The organism is Candidatus Electrothrix sp., from assembly GCF_052785085.1.
Genome location: NZ_JALAAI010000043.1, coordinates 1 through 13,426, shown reverse-complemented (window position 1 = coordinate 13,426; position 13,426 = coordinate 1). Strand labels below are relative to the sequence as shown.

Here is a 13,426-nt window from a genome sequence, read left to right as displayed (position 1 = left end):
GGGTTTGGTATCACATAATAAGGTATATGTACGGCTCCCAGCCCTTAGAAACCAGAGAATATAATGAAGAAAAAACAAACAGTCAGCCCTTATTTTTTTATACTCCTTTCCTTTCTTTTCTCCTGTTGCCTTTCACAAGCTGCTATTGCTCAAGAAGATCAAAAAAAAACTGATGATGTACTAACAACCATCCAGGAAGCGGTTAAACAGTATAAGCTTGGCCAGTTTGCCGGGGCAATTTCTAATCTTGATTACGCCACTCAGTTGATACGCCAGAAAAAAAGTGATCGCATGAAGGCCTTACTGCCTGAACCTCTGAAGGACTGGCAGGCCAAGGCTGCTACTGCCCAGGCATTAGGAACAGCGGTTTTTGGAGGCGGGGTGACGGTCAGTCGTGAATACTACACGGATAAAGGCGCCTCCCTTTCTATTGAAATAGTCTCTGATTCGCCAGTGTTACAATCCATTCTGACCATGCTCAATAATCCCATGTTTGCCGGTGCTGCTGGCGGGAGGATTAAGACCATTAAAGGCCAGCAGGCTATGATTAAGTATGATAAAAATGAGCGCAAGGGCGAGATGAATATTGTAACTGCCAACCGCTTCATGGTCACAGTGAAAGGGCATGGTGTGGAGCAAGAGACGTTACTGAAATTTGCCGAGGCGGTTGATTATGATGCGTTGGTGAAGAATTGATCATGACTCCCAGCTACAGCCATGCCGCAATGGCGGCTATGCTCATTACGGAAATTCATCAGGGACGTAAGTTCCGGGCCTTTTCCAAACTAACCCTTGTTATAGATGAAATAGATTATATTCCAGATATTTCTGTGTACAAATGGCGAAAAGTGGATTATCTGCATGGAGATTTCGTCAGAATGACAGAACTGCCCTTGCTGGCAATTGAGATTCTTTCGCCGACGCAACGGGATCTGGAGCTGTATGAAAAGGCGGAGCAGGTCTATCTTCCTGCCGGAATTAAATCGGTATGGATTGTGCAACCTCTGGCCCATACTGTTGCAGTTTTGACCTCGGATAACCTCATCCTGTACCATGAAGGAATTTTTTAGAAGACTCAACTGAAATTACAGTTGATTTAAGCGTTATTTTTGAAGATTAAACGTCCTCCCGGGGAGTGCCTGACCAGGTTTTTCCTGTGTGAGTCCCCCTGTCACCTTCCAGGAATTGGCCTTCTTCGTGGTGACAGGGGCTTTTTTAAATCCTTTACGATCATTACCACAGATTATCACAGCGAAAACAAGCCGTTTTTCATACAATGAGTGAACAACAGAAAAAGCAGCCCTATAATCGTCCTGTTACCGATGAGGCTATCTTAAAGGTAACCAAGGAAATCGTAGTCAAGTTTATTGAGATTGGGCGAGTAACTCCAGGTAATTTTGAAGAGCATTATCAGACTGTTTTTAAAGCAGTGAAGCAGTCGGCCAAGGAATTGTCATGAAGGCCCGGCTTGATCCCCAGCTCAATGTTGCACCGGACAATATTCAGCATATCCATATCATGGGGGTTTGTGGCACGGGCATGGCAGCCATTGCCGGGATGTTGAAAGAAAGTGGCTATAGGGTCACAGGCTCGGACCAAAATGTCTATCCACCTATGTCGGATTTTCTTGCCCAGGCCGCGATTGAGGTTATGCAAGGCTATGTGCCAGAGAACTTAGAATCCCGCCCGGATCTGGTTATTGTTGGCAATGTGATTCAGGCTGTTTTTCCAGAGGCCCAGAGGCTTGCTGAACTGGGCATCCCGTATTTATCCATGCCCCAGGCCTTGGGCCATTTTTTTCTTGGCGGAGAAGATTCCAAAAAGTCCCTGGTGGTGGCTGGTACTCACGGCAAGACAACCACATCATCCTTGTTAGCCACAGCCCTGCATCGGGCAGGCTATTCACCGGGTTTTCTTATTGGTGGTATTGTTGAGGCATTTGGCCGCAATTATCGTTTAGGAAAAGGCGAGTATTTTGTTGTGGAAGGGGATGAATACGATACGGCCTTTTTTAATAAGGTCTCTAAATTTCTCCATTATCGCCCCCATTTTGCTATTCTGACCTCTATTGAATTTGATCATGCGGATATTTTTGCTGATCTGGCAGAGATCAAGGATTCTTTTACCCGTTTTGTTCGCCTGATTCCTGAAGATGGAGCCTTGGTGGCCTGCACCGATGATCCAGTGGTTGCTGAGATCGCCACTCAATGCACAGGGCCAGTGATCAGCTATGGAACCGGGCAAGACTGTCAGTGGCAACTCCGTGATCTAACCGTCCACGGCCTTTGTTCCTCCTTTGCTGCTTATAAGGATGATGTCCTTTTCGGTGAATTCACCCTGCCCATGCCTGGTCGTCACAACGGGCTCAATGCTCTGGCAGTGATTGCCTTGATGGATCATTGCGGGATTGATCAGGAAGCTATCAAGAAAGGGCTGGCTTCTTTTGAGGGCATCAAGCGGCGACAGCAGATCCGGGGCAAGGTAAACGGTATTACAGTGATTGATGATTTTGCTCATCACCCCACAGCGGTACGAGAAACAGTGCAAGCCCTGCGTCTGGCGTGGCCGGACCGACGGCTGATCATTGTTTTTGAGCCTCGCACCAACTCCAGCCGCCGGGCTGTGTTTCAGCACCAGTATGAGCAGGCTTTTACCGGTGCAGACCACATACTTGTACGGGAGATTGTACCGCTGACCAATGTTCCTGCTGAGGAGCAATTTTCCTCCCCAAAATTGGTAGCTGCTCTGCAAAAGCAAGGTATTGCAGCTGCATATTTTCCTGACACTACTGCGATCCTTGCCGATCTTATTCAGCAGGCCCAACCTGGCGACGTGATTGCCATCCTCTCTAATGGAGGGTTTGATAATATTCATGAACAGCTGTTGGATTTACTGCAAACGACCGCTCATTCTTAAGGGATTCAACAAGAAAATATTCCACTCATTATTTTGAGAGCCGTAGGGGCGAAGCTATGTGTTCGCCCTTTTATGCTCAGATAGTTGTCCATTCTCAGAAGGAATAAAGTACTATCTTCTTTGCGGGAAAAAAGATAGAATATGTGCATCATTGTGGTGCTTAAGAAGGCTGTAACCTGAAAAAGGAGATAAAAAACATGAGTCTTATCCAATGGAATGATAGCTTCAGTGTTAATATTGTCAAAATTGATCAGGAGCATAAAAAGCTTTTTGAAATGATCAATGATCTTACTGATGCTATGAAGGAAGGCAAGGGAAAAGATGTACTTGGAGATATTCTGGATCGCTTGATCTCATATACAGCATCTCATTTTCAGACCGAGGAAGATTATTTTCAGCAGGTCAAGTATCCTGATACAGATGCACATAAAAAAGAACATGCAGCCTTTGTACAAAAAGTAACTGAATTTAAAGATGATTTTGATACAGGTCGGGCAACAGTTTCTGTTAATATTTTACAGTTTCTTAGTAAGTGGCTGCAAAATCATATCAAGGGGACTGATCAGAAGTACAGCGATTTTCTTAATAAAAATGGCATTAAATAGTATGTCACTCTTCTTGCCACAGATCGGGTGCAGATAATATACCTACTGCACTCCGATTTTCTTTTCCAATTCTCCTCCCTGGGCACTGGTTCCGTTCGATTATAAACACATCACTATGATATTCGGTAGTAAAAAACACTCGAGCAAGCATCAAATCAAATAACAAACTTTTGGTTCCTGATGCTTTGGCAGACAAAAAATGGAAAAATAACCCGGATATAAAGCTGAATATGATAGCTTATCTTGGATTCCCAGTCATTCTGCCGGATAAAACCCCATTTGGTACAATTTGTGTTTTTGATAGTAAGCGAAATGAATTCTCCCCAATTATCGAACAACTTATGCTAAAATTCAAGAAAATCATAGAGAACAAGAACAACCTTGAACTACTATATATGAATCAGAGTTTAGGAGATAAAAACAGACGATTAACGCCAGTGGCAGTCCATTGAGCACTATCTTATCAAACATCCAGAAGCCGATTTTAGTCACGGCATGTAAAGTGGACCCCAAGTGTATGAAAAAATTCTATCCAGATTATGAGATGAACTTTGGTTCTATCCCCCATCCTTCCGAGAAAACTCAAGAACATACCCCTTAAACTCTTTCTCTAAATAATCGGTCACTTTCGGCTTGACATGCCTACTAACGAAACCGTATTCAACCATTCTGGTACTCAGCTTACTTTTCCGCCCCCTGCCTGGGTCAACAATGATCACATTACATTGAAGGTTTGCGTGTTTTTGGATAAAATCAGCTAATAACGACACATGTTCGTCCTCATATAAGAGATCACTGCCAATAATGACATCAAAAAGGCCAAGTTCGCTCTTATCATCAGCCCAGTCAACACGTTCAAATGAAATGCTTTTACCGTTATTCAGAAGTGTGTTTCGTTTAAGAAAATGCTCAACTTCAGGATGATAATCAGTGGCGGTAATATTTGCCAACCGCTCATTGAGCAACAAGCTGGACAAGGCCATGCCGCAGCCTATTTCCAGGATTCTCTTGCCATCAATCTTGTAGTCCAACATATAATGAGCAAGCACTATACTTGATGGCCAAACTACACCAAAAATCGGCCAGGTAGCTGAGGAAATGCCCAGATCATGGGCCACCCTGTCAGGGTCGCTAAATTGTTGTCTATCACGAAGCGTACAGAGGTGAATATCGACATTACCAATCTCAATGGTTTGATAACGAATGCGCAAGGGAAGATTCACATGTATCCTGGTCAGAAGAAAAAGCTTAGCCAGATATCTGAGGATAAATGACAAAACTAAAGAACTCCCAGACTACTCCAATCTACAAACAGTGCAAGATGTTCCCTTTCACCATCGAAATAAAACAGCGCAGCACTCCAGGCTAACAGACCTATTTTAAAGAGAAATTAAAATTAATTTTTCTTTCTTCACGATATACTCACTTTTTATATTGCAATTAATCCATATACGGGTATAATTTTAAAAATAATCATTTGGCAATTCTTAGCTTTTTCTTTTACCATCGTCTTCACGGTGAGTCCAGTATACACTTGACGCCTTTAAAAGTTCTGCTTATTACCAGATATCATCGCAAGCATTGTATGTACATCGTTTTACAGACGCTTGCTTACAATGCAACTTTGAGAAAAAAGCATAGAACTATTTAGCGGCTGTCTTTCTTATAATTATTTCACTAAAAAATAAAATTTGACCTGTTGGACTGACTTGAGCCTGTTGTTGCTACAACAATGCATTGATGCAGCATGCAATGACATACCTCTTCTTGGCCTCTCACTTACACAGGTATTTCAGCACTTTCTTTCTGCCCCGGTTGCTTGTCAGGCAACAGAATAACGGCAGGGACTTAAAAGCTCATTGAGCTTATATAATGAGGTTACATGAATTTTACAGAATTCCGTTTTCAACCAGCCATAGAAATGGCTATCAAAAAATGCGGTTACACCACCCCGACAAACATCCAACAGCAGGCCATGCCACATCTTTTACAAGGGCGTGATCTGTTGGGGCTTGCCCAAACCGGCACTGGCAAAACAGCTGCTTTTGTCCTGCCGACCCTGCAACGACTTACGGGCAGTAAAGCAGGAAAAAAGATACAGGCATTGATCCTGACGCCAACCCGTGAGCTGGCAGAGCAGGTCCACGGAAACATCCAGCAACTGGCCCAGGGGACTCGCCTGCAAAGCTGCACCCTTTACGGAGGAGTGAGCAAGGCAGGTCAGATACAAAAACTCAGGCAAGGCGTGGACATTGTGGTGGCCTGTCCTGGCAGACTGCTTGATCATCTCAACTCAAAAACGGTGGATCTTTTGTCGGTCGAGGTTCTGATCCTGGACGAAGCAGATCAGATGTGCGACAAGGGGTTTCTCCCTGACATTCGCCGTATCGTCAAAAAGGTTCCCCACCAACGACAGAGCATGGTATTTTCTGCAACCATGCCAACAGAGATACTTTGTTTTGTTGAGGAAATCCTCTCTGACCCGGTCACGGTAAAGGTTGACCATGAGAAACCCACAGCAACTATCAAGCATGCCTTGTTCCAGGTTGCTCAAGGACAAAAAACAACCTTGCTGAAACACATTCTCAAACATGAAGAAATGACCACAACCCTGGTTTTTACCCGGACCAAGCACAAGGCAAAGAACCTGGCTCGGCAACTCCAGCAATGCGGGTTCAAGGCAACGTCGCTTCAGGGCAATCTTTCCCAAAATCAGCGCAAAAAGGCTATGGACGGGTTTAGGACCAATACCTTCAACATCATGGTAGCCACAGATATCGCTGCACGGGGAATAGATGTAACCGGTATTACCCATGTCGTCAATTACGACATTCCAGATACTGTAGAGACATATACCCATAGGGTTGGCCGAACCGGGCGGGCCCAGCAAACCGGCGATGCCTTTACCTTTGCAACCCAAGATGATGTCAAAATGATCCGGTCAGTGGAACGTAGCCTGGGGCAAAAAATTCCCCTCAAAAAAGCACAAGGTATCAGCATGAAGCCTCACAAAGCCGCACCAGCGCCAACTTCAGCCAAGATGAACGAGAAAAGAAAAAACGCTTCTTCCTCCTCTCGTAAAAAACAAAACAGTAAACCAAGGCAGCAGCGGTCCAGCTCCTTTGACTTTGGTTTATCTGCTGGATAGAAAATAGAAAAGAATTCGCAAGCTGTAAACATACAGCCTGCATAAAGGGTTGCAACGCATGCAACCCATATCAACAGAAAGGTTTCATAGAGAAATCAGTTTAAGGAGTATGAAAATGGTAGAAGGAACAGTAAAGTGGTTTAATGACTCTAAGGGTTTTGGTTTTATTGAGCAAGATGGTGGTGAGGACGTTTTTGTTCATCATTCAGCTATTCAGGCCCAGGGTTTTAAAAGCCTGCAGGAAGGTCAACGGGTAAACTTTGACGTTGTTTCAGGCCCTAAAGGACCAGCAGCAGAGAATGTTAGTGCCCAGTAATCCCTGAATAAGGAATTACTGCGATCTGAACAACCCATAGAAGCCTGCTCACTTTGAACAAAATATTTTTTTAAAAAGCCCCAGGTTTCTATGAGAGACATCACTTGTTTTCGTAACGAGCGCTACGTAGGCATTACAAGACAAGTGATTATCACAGTATTATCAAAATATTGTCTTAGCAGTATTAAACCGATCAAACAGCCTTCCAACCTTTCCCAGGTTCGTCTCATTTCTTCCATTCATCAGGCATCAATCAACAAAAGGTGAAGGTATTTTTTTAGATACTTTGCCGAATCAAAGAAGATCCGCTATAATTCTTACCTTGTAACGTTTTATAGGTTAGGACCGTTCCCCCCTCCTCCATTCCCTTTCATTTGATGCAACAACCTGATACATTATGTTAAAAATTGGCCTACGTAACAGATTCCTCCTCTATTTTCTCCCTCTGCTCCTTGGAGTCCTGCTCCAGGGCGGGTGGTGCGTCTGGACTTTTTCAACAGTTCATCGTCACTTCAGCCAGTTGCAGCAGGATGCAACAACCAATGCCTCGGCCATGCTGGAACTAAAAAAGCTCCTGCTTTCCCTGGCAACAGGCATCCGGGAACAGCAATTTGACCGCGACCTGGTCAGAAAAAAAGCCAATCAGCTCAAACAGATAATAGAAACCCATGCTAAACATAAACATAAATCATTAACCCAGGAAGAACAGGCAACCCATAAGGTACTCCACCATGTTATCTTTGCCACCACCCTGTCCCAGTATCTTTTGAAGCAATCTGAACAAGGCTGGCCAACCAATAAAGAAGATCTGGCAAAAATCTCTGAAGCCATCAAGGAAGAACTCCAGCATCTGGAAAATGCCATTGATAAACATCTTCATTTGCACATGCGTCAGATTGATCGCACTGAAGCCTTTATTGCCCAACAATACCGACAGACTCTGATCGTTGTGGCCCTGACCGGTTGTGCTGTTATCCTCATCACTCTGGTCATTGTCTTTCTGATGATGCGCTCAGTGCTGGATCCCATGAAAAAGCTCCAGGAAGGAACCCGGCAGATCGGTATGGGCAACCTGAGCCATCAGGTACATATCACCTCTGGGGATGAATTTGAGTTTCTTGCCAAAGAGTTTGGAAAGATGGCTGATCAACTGGCTGGCTATCATAATAAGTTTGATCTCAAGGTCCAGGAAAGGACAGAAGAGCTGCTTCATGCCAATGCAGAACTCCGCAAGGCAGAAGAACAGATTCGCAATTTATCGCAAAAACTCCTCACAGTTCAGGAGACGGAGCGTCAGCAAATATCACTCTATTTACACGATAATGTGGCGCAAAATCTTTCATCCCTTAAAATCAGCGGCCAAAGCCTGCTCCAGGACGCAACAGAAGGAAAACTCCCCAGCCAGGACGAAGCCGCTGATTGGGCACGGCTACTTAATCATTGCATCAAGACCGTGCGGGAGCTTTCCTATAACCTGCGCCCGCCCGGCTTGGAACAGATAGGTCTGCCCAGTGCCATTGCTGACCATTGCCGGGATTTTGAAAACAAGACTGGCCTTGCTGTCCAATTTACCAAAGCTGGCGTGGATGGCCTGAATTTTTCCTTTGATGTTGCCATTAATATTTATCGCCTGATTCAGGAGGCCATGAATAATATTGACAAACATGCCCGGGCAACAGCAATCACCATCCGCATGATTGCCTCACATCCTCATATTATCCTACGGATAGAGGACAATGGCTGCGGCTTTGATCCTGAACAGGGGATCCGTAAAGCCCTGGAAAATAAACGTTTAGGCTTGCTGGGTATGGAAGAACGGGTTAGGATGATGGAGGGGAACTTTAAAATCCGTTCAGCACCTGGACAAGGCACAAAGATTATTATTGAATTCCCTGGCCCGGCAGCACAGGAGGCCGAAACAACAGTAACTGAACCATCATCCAACAACGAGCCATGAAAAAAATAGTTCTTATTGATGACCACGATACCTTTCGAGCTGGTCTCAGACAGCTCATTGAAAAGCACGCCGATTTTACCGTTGCCGGTGAAGGGGCTGATGCCCGCCAAGGCGAGGAGGCTGTTCGAAGCATCAAACCAGACATCGCAGTGGTTGACTTATCCCTGCCTGACAAGAGCGGTATTCAGCTGACCAGAATCCTCAAAACTGCGGTACCTGGAATCCGCATTATCATAGTCAGCATGCATTCCAAGATTGACTATATCATGGGAGCCTTGCGGGCCGGGGCAAACGGCTACCTGATCAAGGAATCTGTATCAGCCTGTCTCCACAACGCCCTTGAAGCAGCTGTTCAGGGGGAATATTACCTGGACGCTGCCCTTTCCCAGGAGATCGTGGGCCGCCTGCTGGAAGCTGCTGAGTCCTCAGAACTCTCCGATTCAAGCTATGGCAACCTGACTGGCCGGGAACAAGAGATCTTCCGCCTGCTGGCCCAAGGTACTGCGACTGCTGATATTGCAGATAAACTCTGCATCAGCTCTAAAACCGTTACCAATCATCGGGCCAATATTCTCAGCAAGCTGGATCTGCACAGCACGGTTGATCTGGTACGGTATGCAGCAAAGCTTGGCCTGTTGGAAGATATCAGTTAAGTTACAAAATCTCTCAGAAAAACTGACTCTATGATGAATACTACAAAATTCACCCCGAACCCTGCCTTTGCCACAGAAGTCTTTGAAGATGAAATTCTGCTCTATGCCATTGCCACGGGCAAAGGAGTCTATCTCAACAAGACCGCTGGTCTTGTCTGGGAAATGTGCGGCAAGGGCTTGGTTATGGAAGAAATCATTGGTCTGCTGGAAGAGGCCTTCCCTGAGCAAAAAAAAGATATCCGTACTGATGTCCAGGCCGCTCTCCAGGACTTGCTAAAGCACGGAGCTCTGATAAATGCCGATGAGTAAAAGTAAGCAGAGGACTCAACAGGACAATACGACCCTTCAGCTTTGCGCCAGAACAGATCCCCATCCCCTACAACAGACACTCCTGGTTCAGGCCTGCGCTGATTTACACGGTAGTTTGCAGGACTGGGACAGACTCATCCAACAGGCAGAGGCCCACGGCATGGCACCGTTACTCCTTCGGCACCTCCTTTTGGCTGAAATCAATCCTCCCGATCATATCCTCCGCAGCCTCAGATTGCTCGCCCTCAGACATCGACAAAGTAATGGCCTGCTGACCAAGGTCTTACTTCAGGTCCTCAACATTCTTGGAGAGGCTGGTATACCAACTTTAATCCTGAAAGGAGCTGGCCTGAGCCACAGCCTTTATCCAGACCCTGCTCTCCGGCCCATGCGGGATATTGATATCCTTGTTCCCTGGAATCAGGCCTTACCGGCTCATGCTTTGCTCCAGCGACAGGGCTTTCATGATCCTGCCGTATTCACGCCAGTGGATCATCTCCATCTTGCGGCCTTGTATCAGGAGGTGGATGGCATGCAGATCTGTCTGGAGCTACATCGTAGTCTTTTTCCTGCCTGCCCCCCCTGTCCCAAGAGGATCCAATTCTCTGCACTCTACGAACGAGCCAAAGCCTTTGACATAAACGGGGTAACAGCCTTCACCCTTGGCAACGAGGACATGCTCTGGCATCTTTATCAACACGGCTTCCATGCTCCACTTCCCTATGATCCCTTTAAACTGATCTCAGCTGCTGATATTATCAGTTTTGTTGAGGAAAAACTGCATCGCATTGATTGGAAACAGATCAAAGCGGTCTATCCGCATCTGCTTCAAGCCCTGCCGCAGCTGCATTATCTCAGTCCGTGGAATGAGGAAGTACAAGAGCACTTGGGTTTGGGCAGAAAAAGCAGACCGTCAGGAGTGGGAAAATCCTTTACTGGTTGGCCCCGCCAAAAATTGGCAGAACAAAAAGGTCGAGGGATACGCCCAATCCTCCAGGATACCTTTCTGCCGCCAGACTGGTGGCTGAGAACCTACTACGCTCCTAAAGGGCGGATTGGTAGATTATGGACTCTGCTTGTTCAACATCCTCTCCATGTGTTTTGGTGGATAAAGTTGTATTGGTCGATCTTTCTCAAAGAGACCTTACCGAAGGAAGACATCTCCACCCCCATGAAACTGCGGGATGTGGTGATTATGGTAAAAAACAGTGGGGTTCTGGTGCGGACACTGGCAGGCAAATTTTCCAAGCGGACTTGATCCACTCTGGAGGAGGTTTTCTCCGAGGGGAAAGAATGATTCAGGGCGGAACGTGGCCTGTGCCCAAACAGAGCTTGGGCACGAGACAACTTGCACAATCCCTCTGCAACGGTTATATTTTCCAGTATGAGTACGTTAGACAATCCTCATGATAGTGTAATCAGGCAGACTCTGGGCCGCCCAGAGGTGGCGCGCGGGTATTTCCGGTACAATCTGCCGGAGGAACTGCTCGCCCGTCTTGATTTCACCACCTTGGAACGAGTGCAGGACAGCTTTGTTGATCCAGAGTTGCATCCGTCCGCTTCGGATCTGCTTTTTACGGTGGATTACCTTCCTGAAGGCAATACGGGCAACGGGCCGGAGAAACTTCTGCTCTACCTGCTGATTGAGCACAAAAGCTATCCCGAGCGGATGACATTGTTCCAGCTCCTGCGCTACATGGTGCGGATATGGGAGCTGTATTGCACGGAGAACCGCAATAGTTCTAAGCTGCCGCTGGTGTACCCGATGATTCTCTATCACGGCAAGCGAGCTTGGTCATATCCCTTGAATTTCCATTCGCTTTTCGGGGTACAAGACGAGACGCTTCTGCAACATCTGCCAGAATTATCGCCCGTTCTGCATGATGTGGCCCGGAGCGATGACCGGGAGATTGCCGGTGAAACTGCGGCCCGAACCCTGCTGCTCATGCTCAAGTACATTTTCCGTCCTGACCTGACCGAGCGTTTGCCCGATCTGCTGGTTCAGGCACGAACATTGCTGACCGATGAAAATGGTCGTGAAATCATGTTCACTTTGCTGTACTACCTCACCGAAGGCACAGGCAAGGTGAATGAAGAAACACTCAGTGCAGCCCTTGATCAGGCTGCTCCCGGAGGTGACACCATGAAATCATTTTTGAAAAAATATTTTGATCAGGGACGTCAGGAGGGAGAATTCAGGCTGCTGCTCCGGCAGTTGCGAAAACGTTTCGGCGAGTTGCCCGGCTGGGTCGAGGAGCGGCTACGGCAGGCATCTTCAGGGATGCTGGAAACCTGGTCGGAACGGATTCTGACCGCCTCCACGCTGGAGGAGGTTTTCTCCGAACAAAAGGGATGAGCAAATGAGGGATGATTATTTCGGGAACAAGGGAGGCGGAAAGCCCTTCCAGGGAAGGGCTGCTAGGGGTTGTTGCTTTTTTCACAGCACTGCCATCACCGTGTTGCTCGGTTCGCCCTCGCCTACCTTGTTCGCTCCGATGACCCGGTATTCCCATTCCTTGCCCCGGTCCTGATTGTTGAGGGTGGTCTCAGTGGCCACGGCCATACCTGCGATTTCCCAATCCCCGCCGGGCAGTCTGCGCCGCTCAATCCGGTAGGAGGCCGGTCTGCCGCCGTCTATCGGAGCCTTCCAGTCCAGAAAGAGCCAGCCCGGACCCTGACGGGGTGCCTCCAGCAGGCGCGGCTGTCCCGGCACCTGCAACGGGGTTTTGGGAGCCGGGCCGCTCCAGCCCAGAGCGGTGAGCTTGGCATTGTTGTTGTCCACGGCATTTTCCGCATAACGGAGCACACTACGCATGGCCGAGGTCAGATCCACCTGCTTGTCATGCTTAACCTCGGTGGCCTGCTGCGCTGCGGCCTGGGCCGCGACCTGATCATCACCCGCGCCTATAAAGGCATCCAGCAAGGCCTGAAGGTCTGCCGGAGCAACCGGCGGGTCTGGGAAGTCCGGGTTGTTGATCAGGCCGCTGATGATGTTCTGGGCCAATGCCTTGATGTCCGCCTCGCGTTCAGGAAAACGTGCCATTTTGTGTTCCTCCTTGTTCTTGTGTGGATTGTTGCGCCAGGGTTCTGACGGATTGCCCGCCCGGACTGCCGTATTCCCGGCGTTGAACGTGCTATTCTGTCCGTGGTATGTCGCATTCCACGCTTCGATTACCGTATTCCAGGCGTCGAATGCTGTATCTTACGCTTCGGATGCCTCATTCCACACGTAGGATGGCGTATCCGGGGCGTGGAACGTTATATTCCAGGTGTCGAACAGGGCATTCCTGGTGTGGAATACCGCATCCGAGGTGTAGGATGTGGTCCCTTCGGGACCGGGGATGCCCTATGCCCCAACAGGGCTATATTTATTGAGGCTACTATCAAAAAAAACGGGCTCATCGCAGATTAGTGGGGAACGCCATGTTCCGCAAATACTCTGAGCCTGAAATTTTCAAAATTTCTATATCCAAACGCAGTCCGAATAATGTTTCTTATGCTGTTATTGAGTCCTTCAACAAA

At 47.4% G+C, this 13,426-nt stretch carries 15 protein-coding genes and 1 pseudogene; 13 read left to right on the top strand and 3 right to left on the bottom strand.

Features of this window, described 5'->3' with window-relative positions; translation table 11 throughout:
* Window positions 1-63 precede the first annotated feature (63 nt).
* From L2082_RS08810 to L2082_RS08785, 6 genes are all read left to right on the top strand, one after another.
* Window positions 64-696, top strand: a complete 633-nt coding sequence (locus tag L2082_RS08810) for a hypothetical protein (RefSeq protein WP_446011627.1) — start codon at window positions 64-66, stop codon at window positions 694-696.
* 2 nt (window positions 697-698) lie between these two features.
* A complete protein-coding gene (locus L2082_RS08805; RefSeq protein ID WP_446011626.1) occupies window positions 699-1,070 on the top strand; it encodes a Uma2 family endonuclease in 372 nt (123 codons plus the stop codon).
* Window positions 1,071-1,276: 206 nt separating this feature from the next.
* Window positions 1,277-1,459, top strand: a complete 183-nt coding sequence (locus tag L2082_RS08800; protein ID WP_446009314.1) for a hypothetical protein — start codon at window positions 1,277-1,279, stop codon at window positions 1,457-1,459.
* On the top strand, window positions 1,456-2,916 hold the full coding sequence (mpl, locus tag L2082_RS08795; RefSeq protein ID WP_446009313.1) for a UDP-N-acetylmuramate:L-alanyl-gamma-D-glutamyl-meso-diaminopimelate ligase: 1,461 nt from the start codon (window positions 1,456-1,458) through the stop codon (window positions 2,914-2,916). Before L2082_RS08800 ends, mpl begins: the two co-directional genes overlap by 4 nt.
* A 197-nt stretch (window positions 2,917-3,113) precedes the next feature.
* On the top strand, window positions 3,114-3,521 hold the full coding sequence (locus L2082_RS08790; RefSeq protein ID WP_446009312.1) for a bacteriohemerythrin: 408 nt from the start codon (window positions 3,114-3,116) through the stop codon (window positions 3,519-3,521).
* 170 nt (window positions 3,522-3,691) lie between these two features.
* A complete protein-coding gene (locus L2082_RS08785; RefSeq protein ID WP_446009311.1) occupies window positions 3,692-3,973 on the top strand; it encodes a hypothetical protein in 282 nt (93 codons plus the stop codon).
* Window positions 3,974-4,078: 105 nt separating this feature from the next.
* On the opposite strand, the gene L2082_RS08780 is transcribed toward L2082_RS08785, so the two are convergent.
* Window positions 4,079-4,744: a class I SAM-dependent methyltransferase gene (locus tag L2082_RS08780; protein ID WP_446009317.1), complete on the bottom strand. Its 666-nt coding sequence runs from the start codon at window positions 4,742-4,744 to the stop codon at window positions 4,079-4,081.
* Window positions 4,745-5,403: 659 nt separating this feature from the next.
* On the opposite strand from L2082_RS08780, the gene L2082_RS08775 reads away from it, so the two are divergent.
* From L2082_RS08775 to L2082_RS08745, 7 genes are all read left to right on the top strand, one after another.
* Window positions 5,404-6,669, top strand: a complete 1,266-nt coding sequence (locus L2082_RS08775) for a DEAD/DEAH box helicase (protein ID WP_446009310.1) — start codon at window positions 5,404-5,406, stop codon at window positions 6,667-6,669.
* Window positions 6,670-6,784: 115 nt separating this feature from the next.
* Window positions 6,785-6,985: a cold-shock protein gene (locus L2082_RS08770; RefSeq protein WP_446009309.1), complete on the top strand. Its 201-nt coding sequence runs from the start codon at window positions 6,785-6,787 to the stop codon at window positions 6,983-6,985.
* 397 nt (window positions 6,986-7,382) lie between these two features.
* The gene (locus L2082_RS08765; RefSeq protein WP_446009308.1) at window positions 7,383-8,942 is read left to right on the top strand and encodes an ATP-binding protein; all 1,560 of its coding nucleotides are present in this window, start codon (window positions 7,383-7,385) and stop codon (window positions 8,940-8,942) included.
* Window positions 8,939-9,595, top strand: a complete 657-nt coding sequence (locus L2082_RS08760) for a response regulator (RefSeq protein WP_446009307.1) — start codon at window positions 8,939-8,941, stop codon at window positions 9,593-9,595. The genes L2082_RS08765 and L2082_RS08760 overlap by 4 nt, the downstream gene beginning before the upstream one ends.
* A gap of 30 nt (window positions 9,596-9,625) precedes the next feature.
* The gene (locus L2082_RS08755) at window positions 9,626-9,904 is read left to right on the top strand and encodes a PqqD family protein (protein ID WP_446009306.1); all 279 of its coding nucleotides are present in this window, start codon (window positions 9,626-9,628) and stop codon (window positions 9,902-9,904) included.
* Window positions 9,897-11,162, top strand: a complete 1,266-nt coding sequence (locus tag L2082_RS08750) for a nucleotidyltransferase family protein (RefSeq protein ID WP_446011625.1) — start codon at window positions 9,897-9,899, stop codon at window positions 11,160-11,162. Before L2082_RS08755 ends, L2082_RS08750 begins: the two co-directional genes overlap by 8 nt.
* Window positions 11,163-11,288: 126 nt before the next feature.
* The gene (locus L2082_RS08745; protein WP_446009304.1) at window positions 11,289-12,260 is read left to right on the top strand and encodes an Rpn family recombination-promoting nuclease/putative transposase; all 972 of its coding nucleotides are present in this window, start codon (window positions 11,289-11,291) and stop codon (window positions 12,258-12,260) included.
* 81 nt (window positions 12,261-12,341) lie between these two features.
* On the opposite strand, the gene L2082_RS08740 is transcribed toward L2082_RS08745, so the two are convergent.
* Window positions 12,342-12,947 (bottom strand): fibronectin type III domain-containing protein, encoded by a 606-nt coding sequence (locus tag L2082_RS08740; protein ID WP_446009303.1) that lies wholly within the window; start codon window positions 12,945-12,947, stop codon window positions 12,342-12,344.
* 383 nt (window positions 12,948-13,330) lie between these two features.
* Window positions 13,331-13,426 (bottom strand): annotated as a pseudogene (locus tag L2082_RS08735) (transposase); the annotation flags it as partial.

Excerpts from the sequence above, each read along its gene's own strand:
- L2082_RS08810 (WP_446011627.1), top strand. The coding sequence starts at position 64 with ATGAAGAAAAAACAAACAGTCAGCCCTTATTTTTTTATACTCCTTTCC.
- L2082_RS08805 (WP_446011626.1), top strand. The coding sequence starts at position 699 with ATGACTCCCAGCTACAGCCATGCCGCAATGGCGGCTATGCTCATTACG.
- L2082_RS08800 (WP_446009314.1), top strand. The coding sequence starts at position 1,277 with ATGAGTGAACAACAGAAAAAGCAGCCCTATAATCGTCCTGTTACCGAT.
- mpl (WP_446009313.1), top strand. The coding sequence starts at position 1,456 with ATGAAGGCCCGGCTTGATCCCCAGCTCAATGTTGCACCGGACAATATT.
- L2082_RS08790 (WP_446009312.1), top strand. The coding sequence starts at position 3,114 with ATGAGTCTTATCCAATGGAATGATAGCTTCAGTGTTAATATTGTCAAA.
- L2082_RS08775 (WP_446009310.1), top strand. The coding sequence starts at position 5,404 with ATGAATTTTACAGAATTCCGTTTTCAACCAGCCATAGAAATGGCTATC.
- L2082_RS08770 (WP_446009309.1), top strand. The coding sequence starts at position 6,785 with ATGGTAGAAGGAACAGTAAAGTGGTTTAATGACTCTAAGGGTTTTGGT.
- L2082_RS08765 (WP_446009308.1), top strand. The coding sequence starts at position 7,383 with ATGTTAAAAATTGGCCTACGTAACAGATTCCTCCTCTATTTTCTCCCT.
- L2082_RS08760 (WP_446009307.1), top strand. The coding sequence starts at position 8,939 with ATGAAAAAAATAGTTCTTATTGATGACCACGATACCTTTCGAGCTGGT.
- L2082_RS08755 (WP_446009306.1), top strand. The coding sequence starts at position 9,626 with ATGATGAATACTACAAAATTCACCCCGAACCCTGCCTTTGCCACAGAA.
- L2082_RS08750 (WP_446011625.1), top strand. The coding sequence starts at position 9,897 with ATGAGTAAAAGTAAGCAGAGGACTCAACAGGACAATACGACCCTTCAG.
- L2082_RS08745 (WP_446009304.1), top strand. The coding sequence starts at position 11,289 with ATGAGTACGTTAGACAATCCTCATGATAGTGTAATCAGGCAGACTCTG.
- L2082_RS08740 (WP_446009303.1), bottom strand. The coding sequence starts at position 12,947 with ATGGCACGTTTTCCTGAACGCGAGGCGGACATCAAGGCATTGGCCCAG.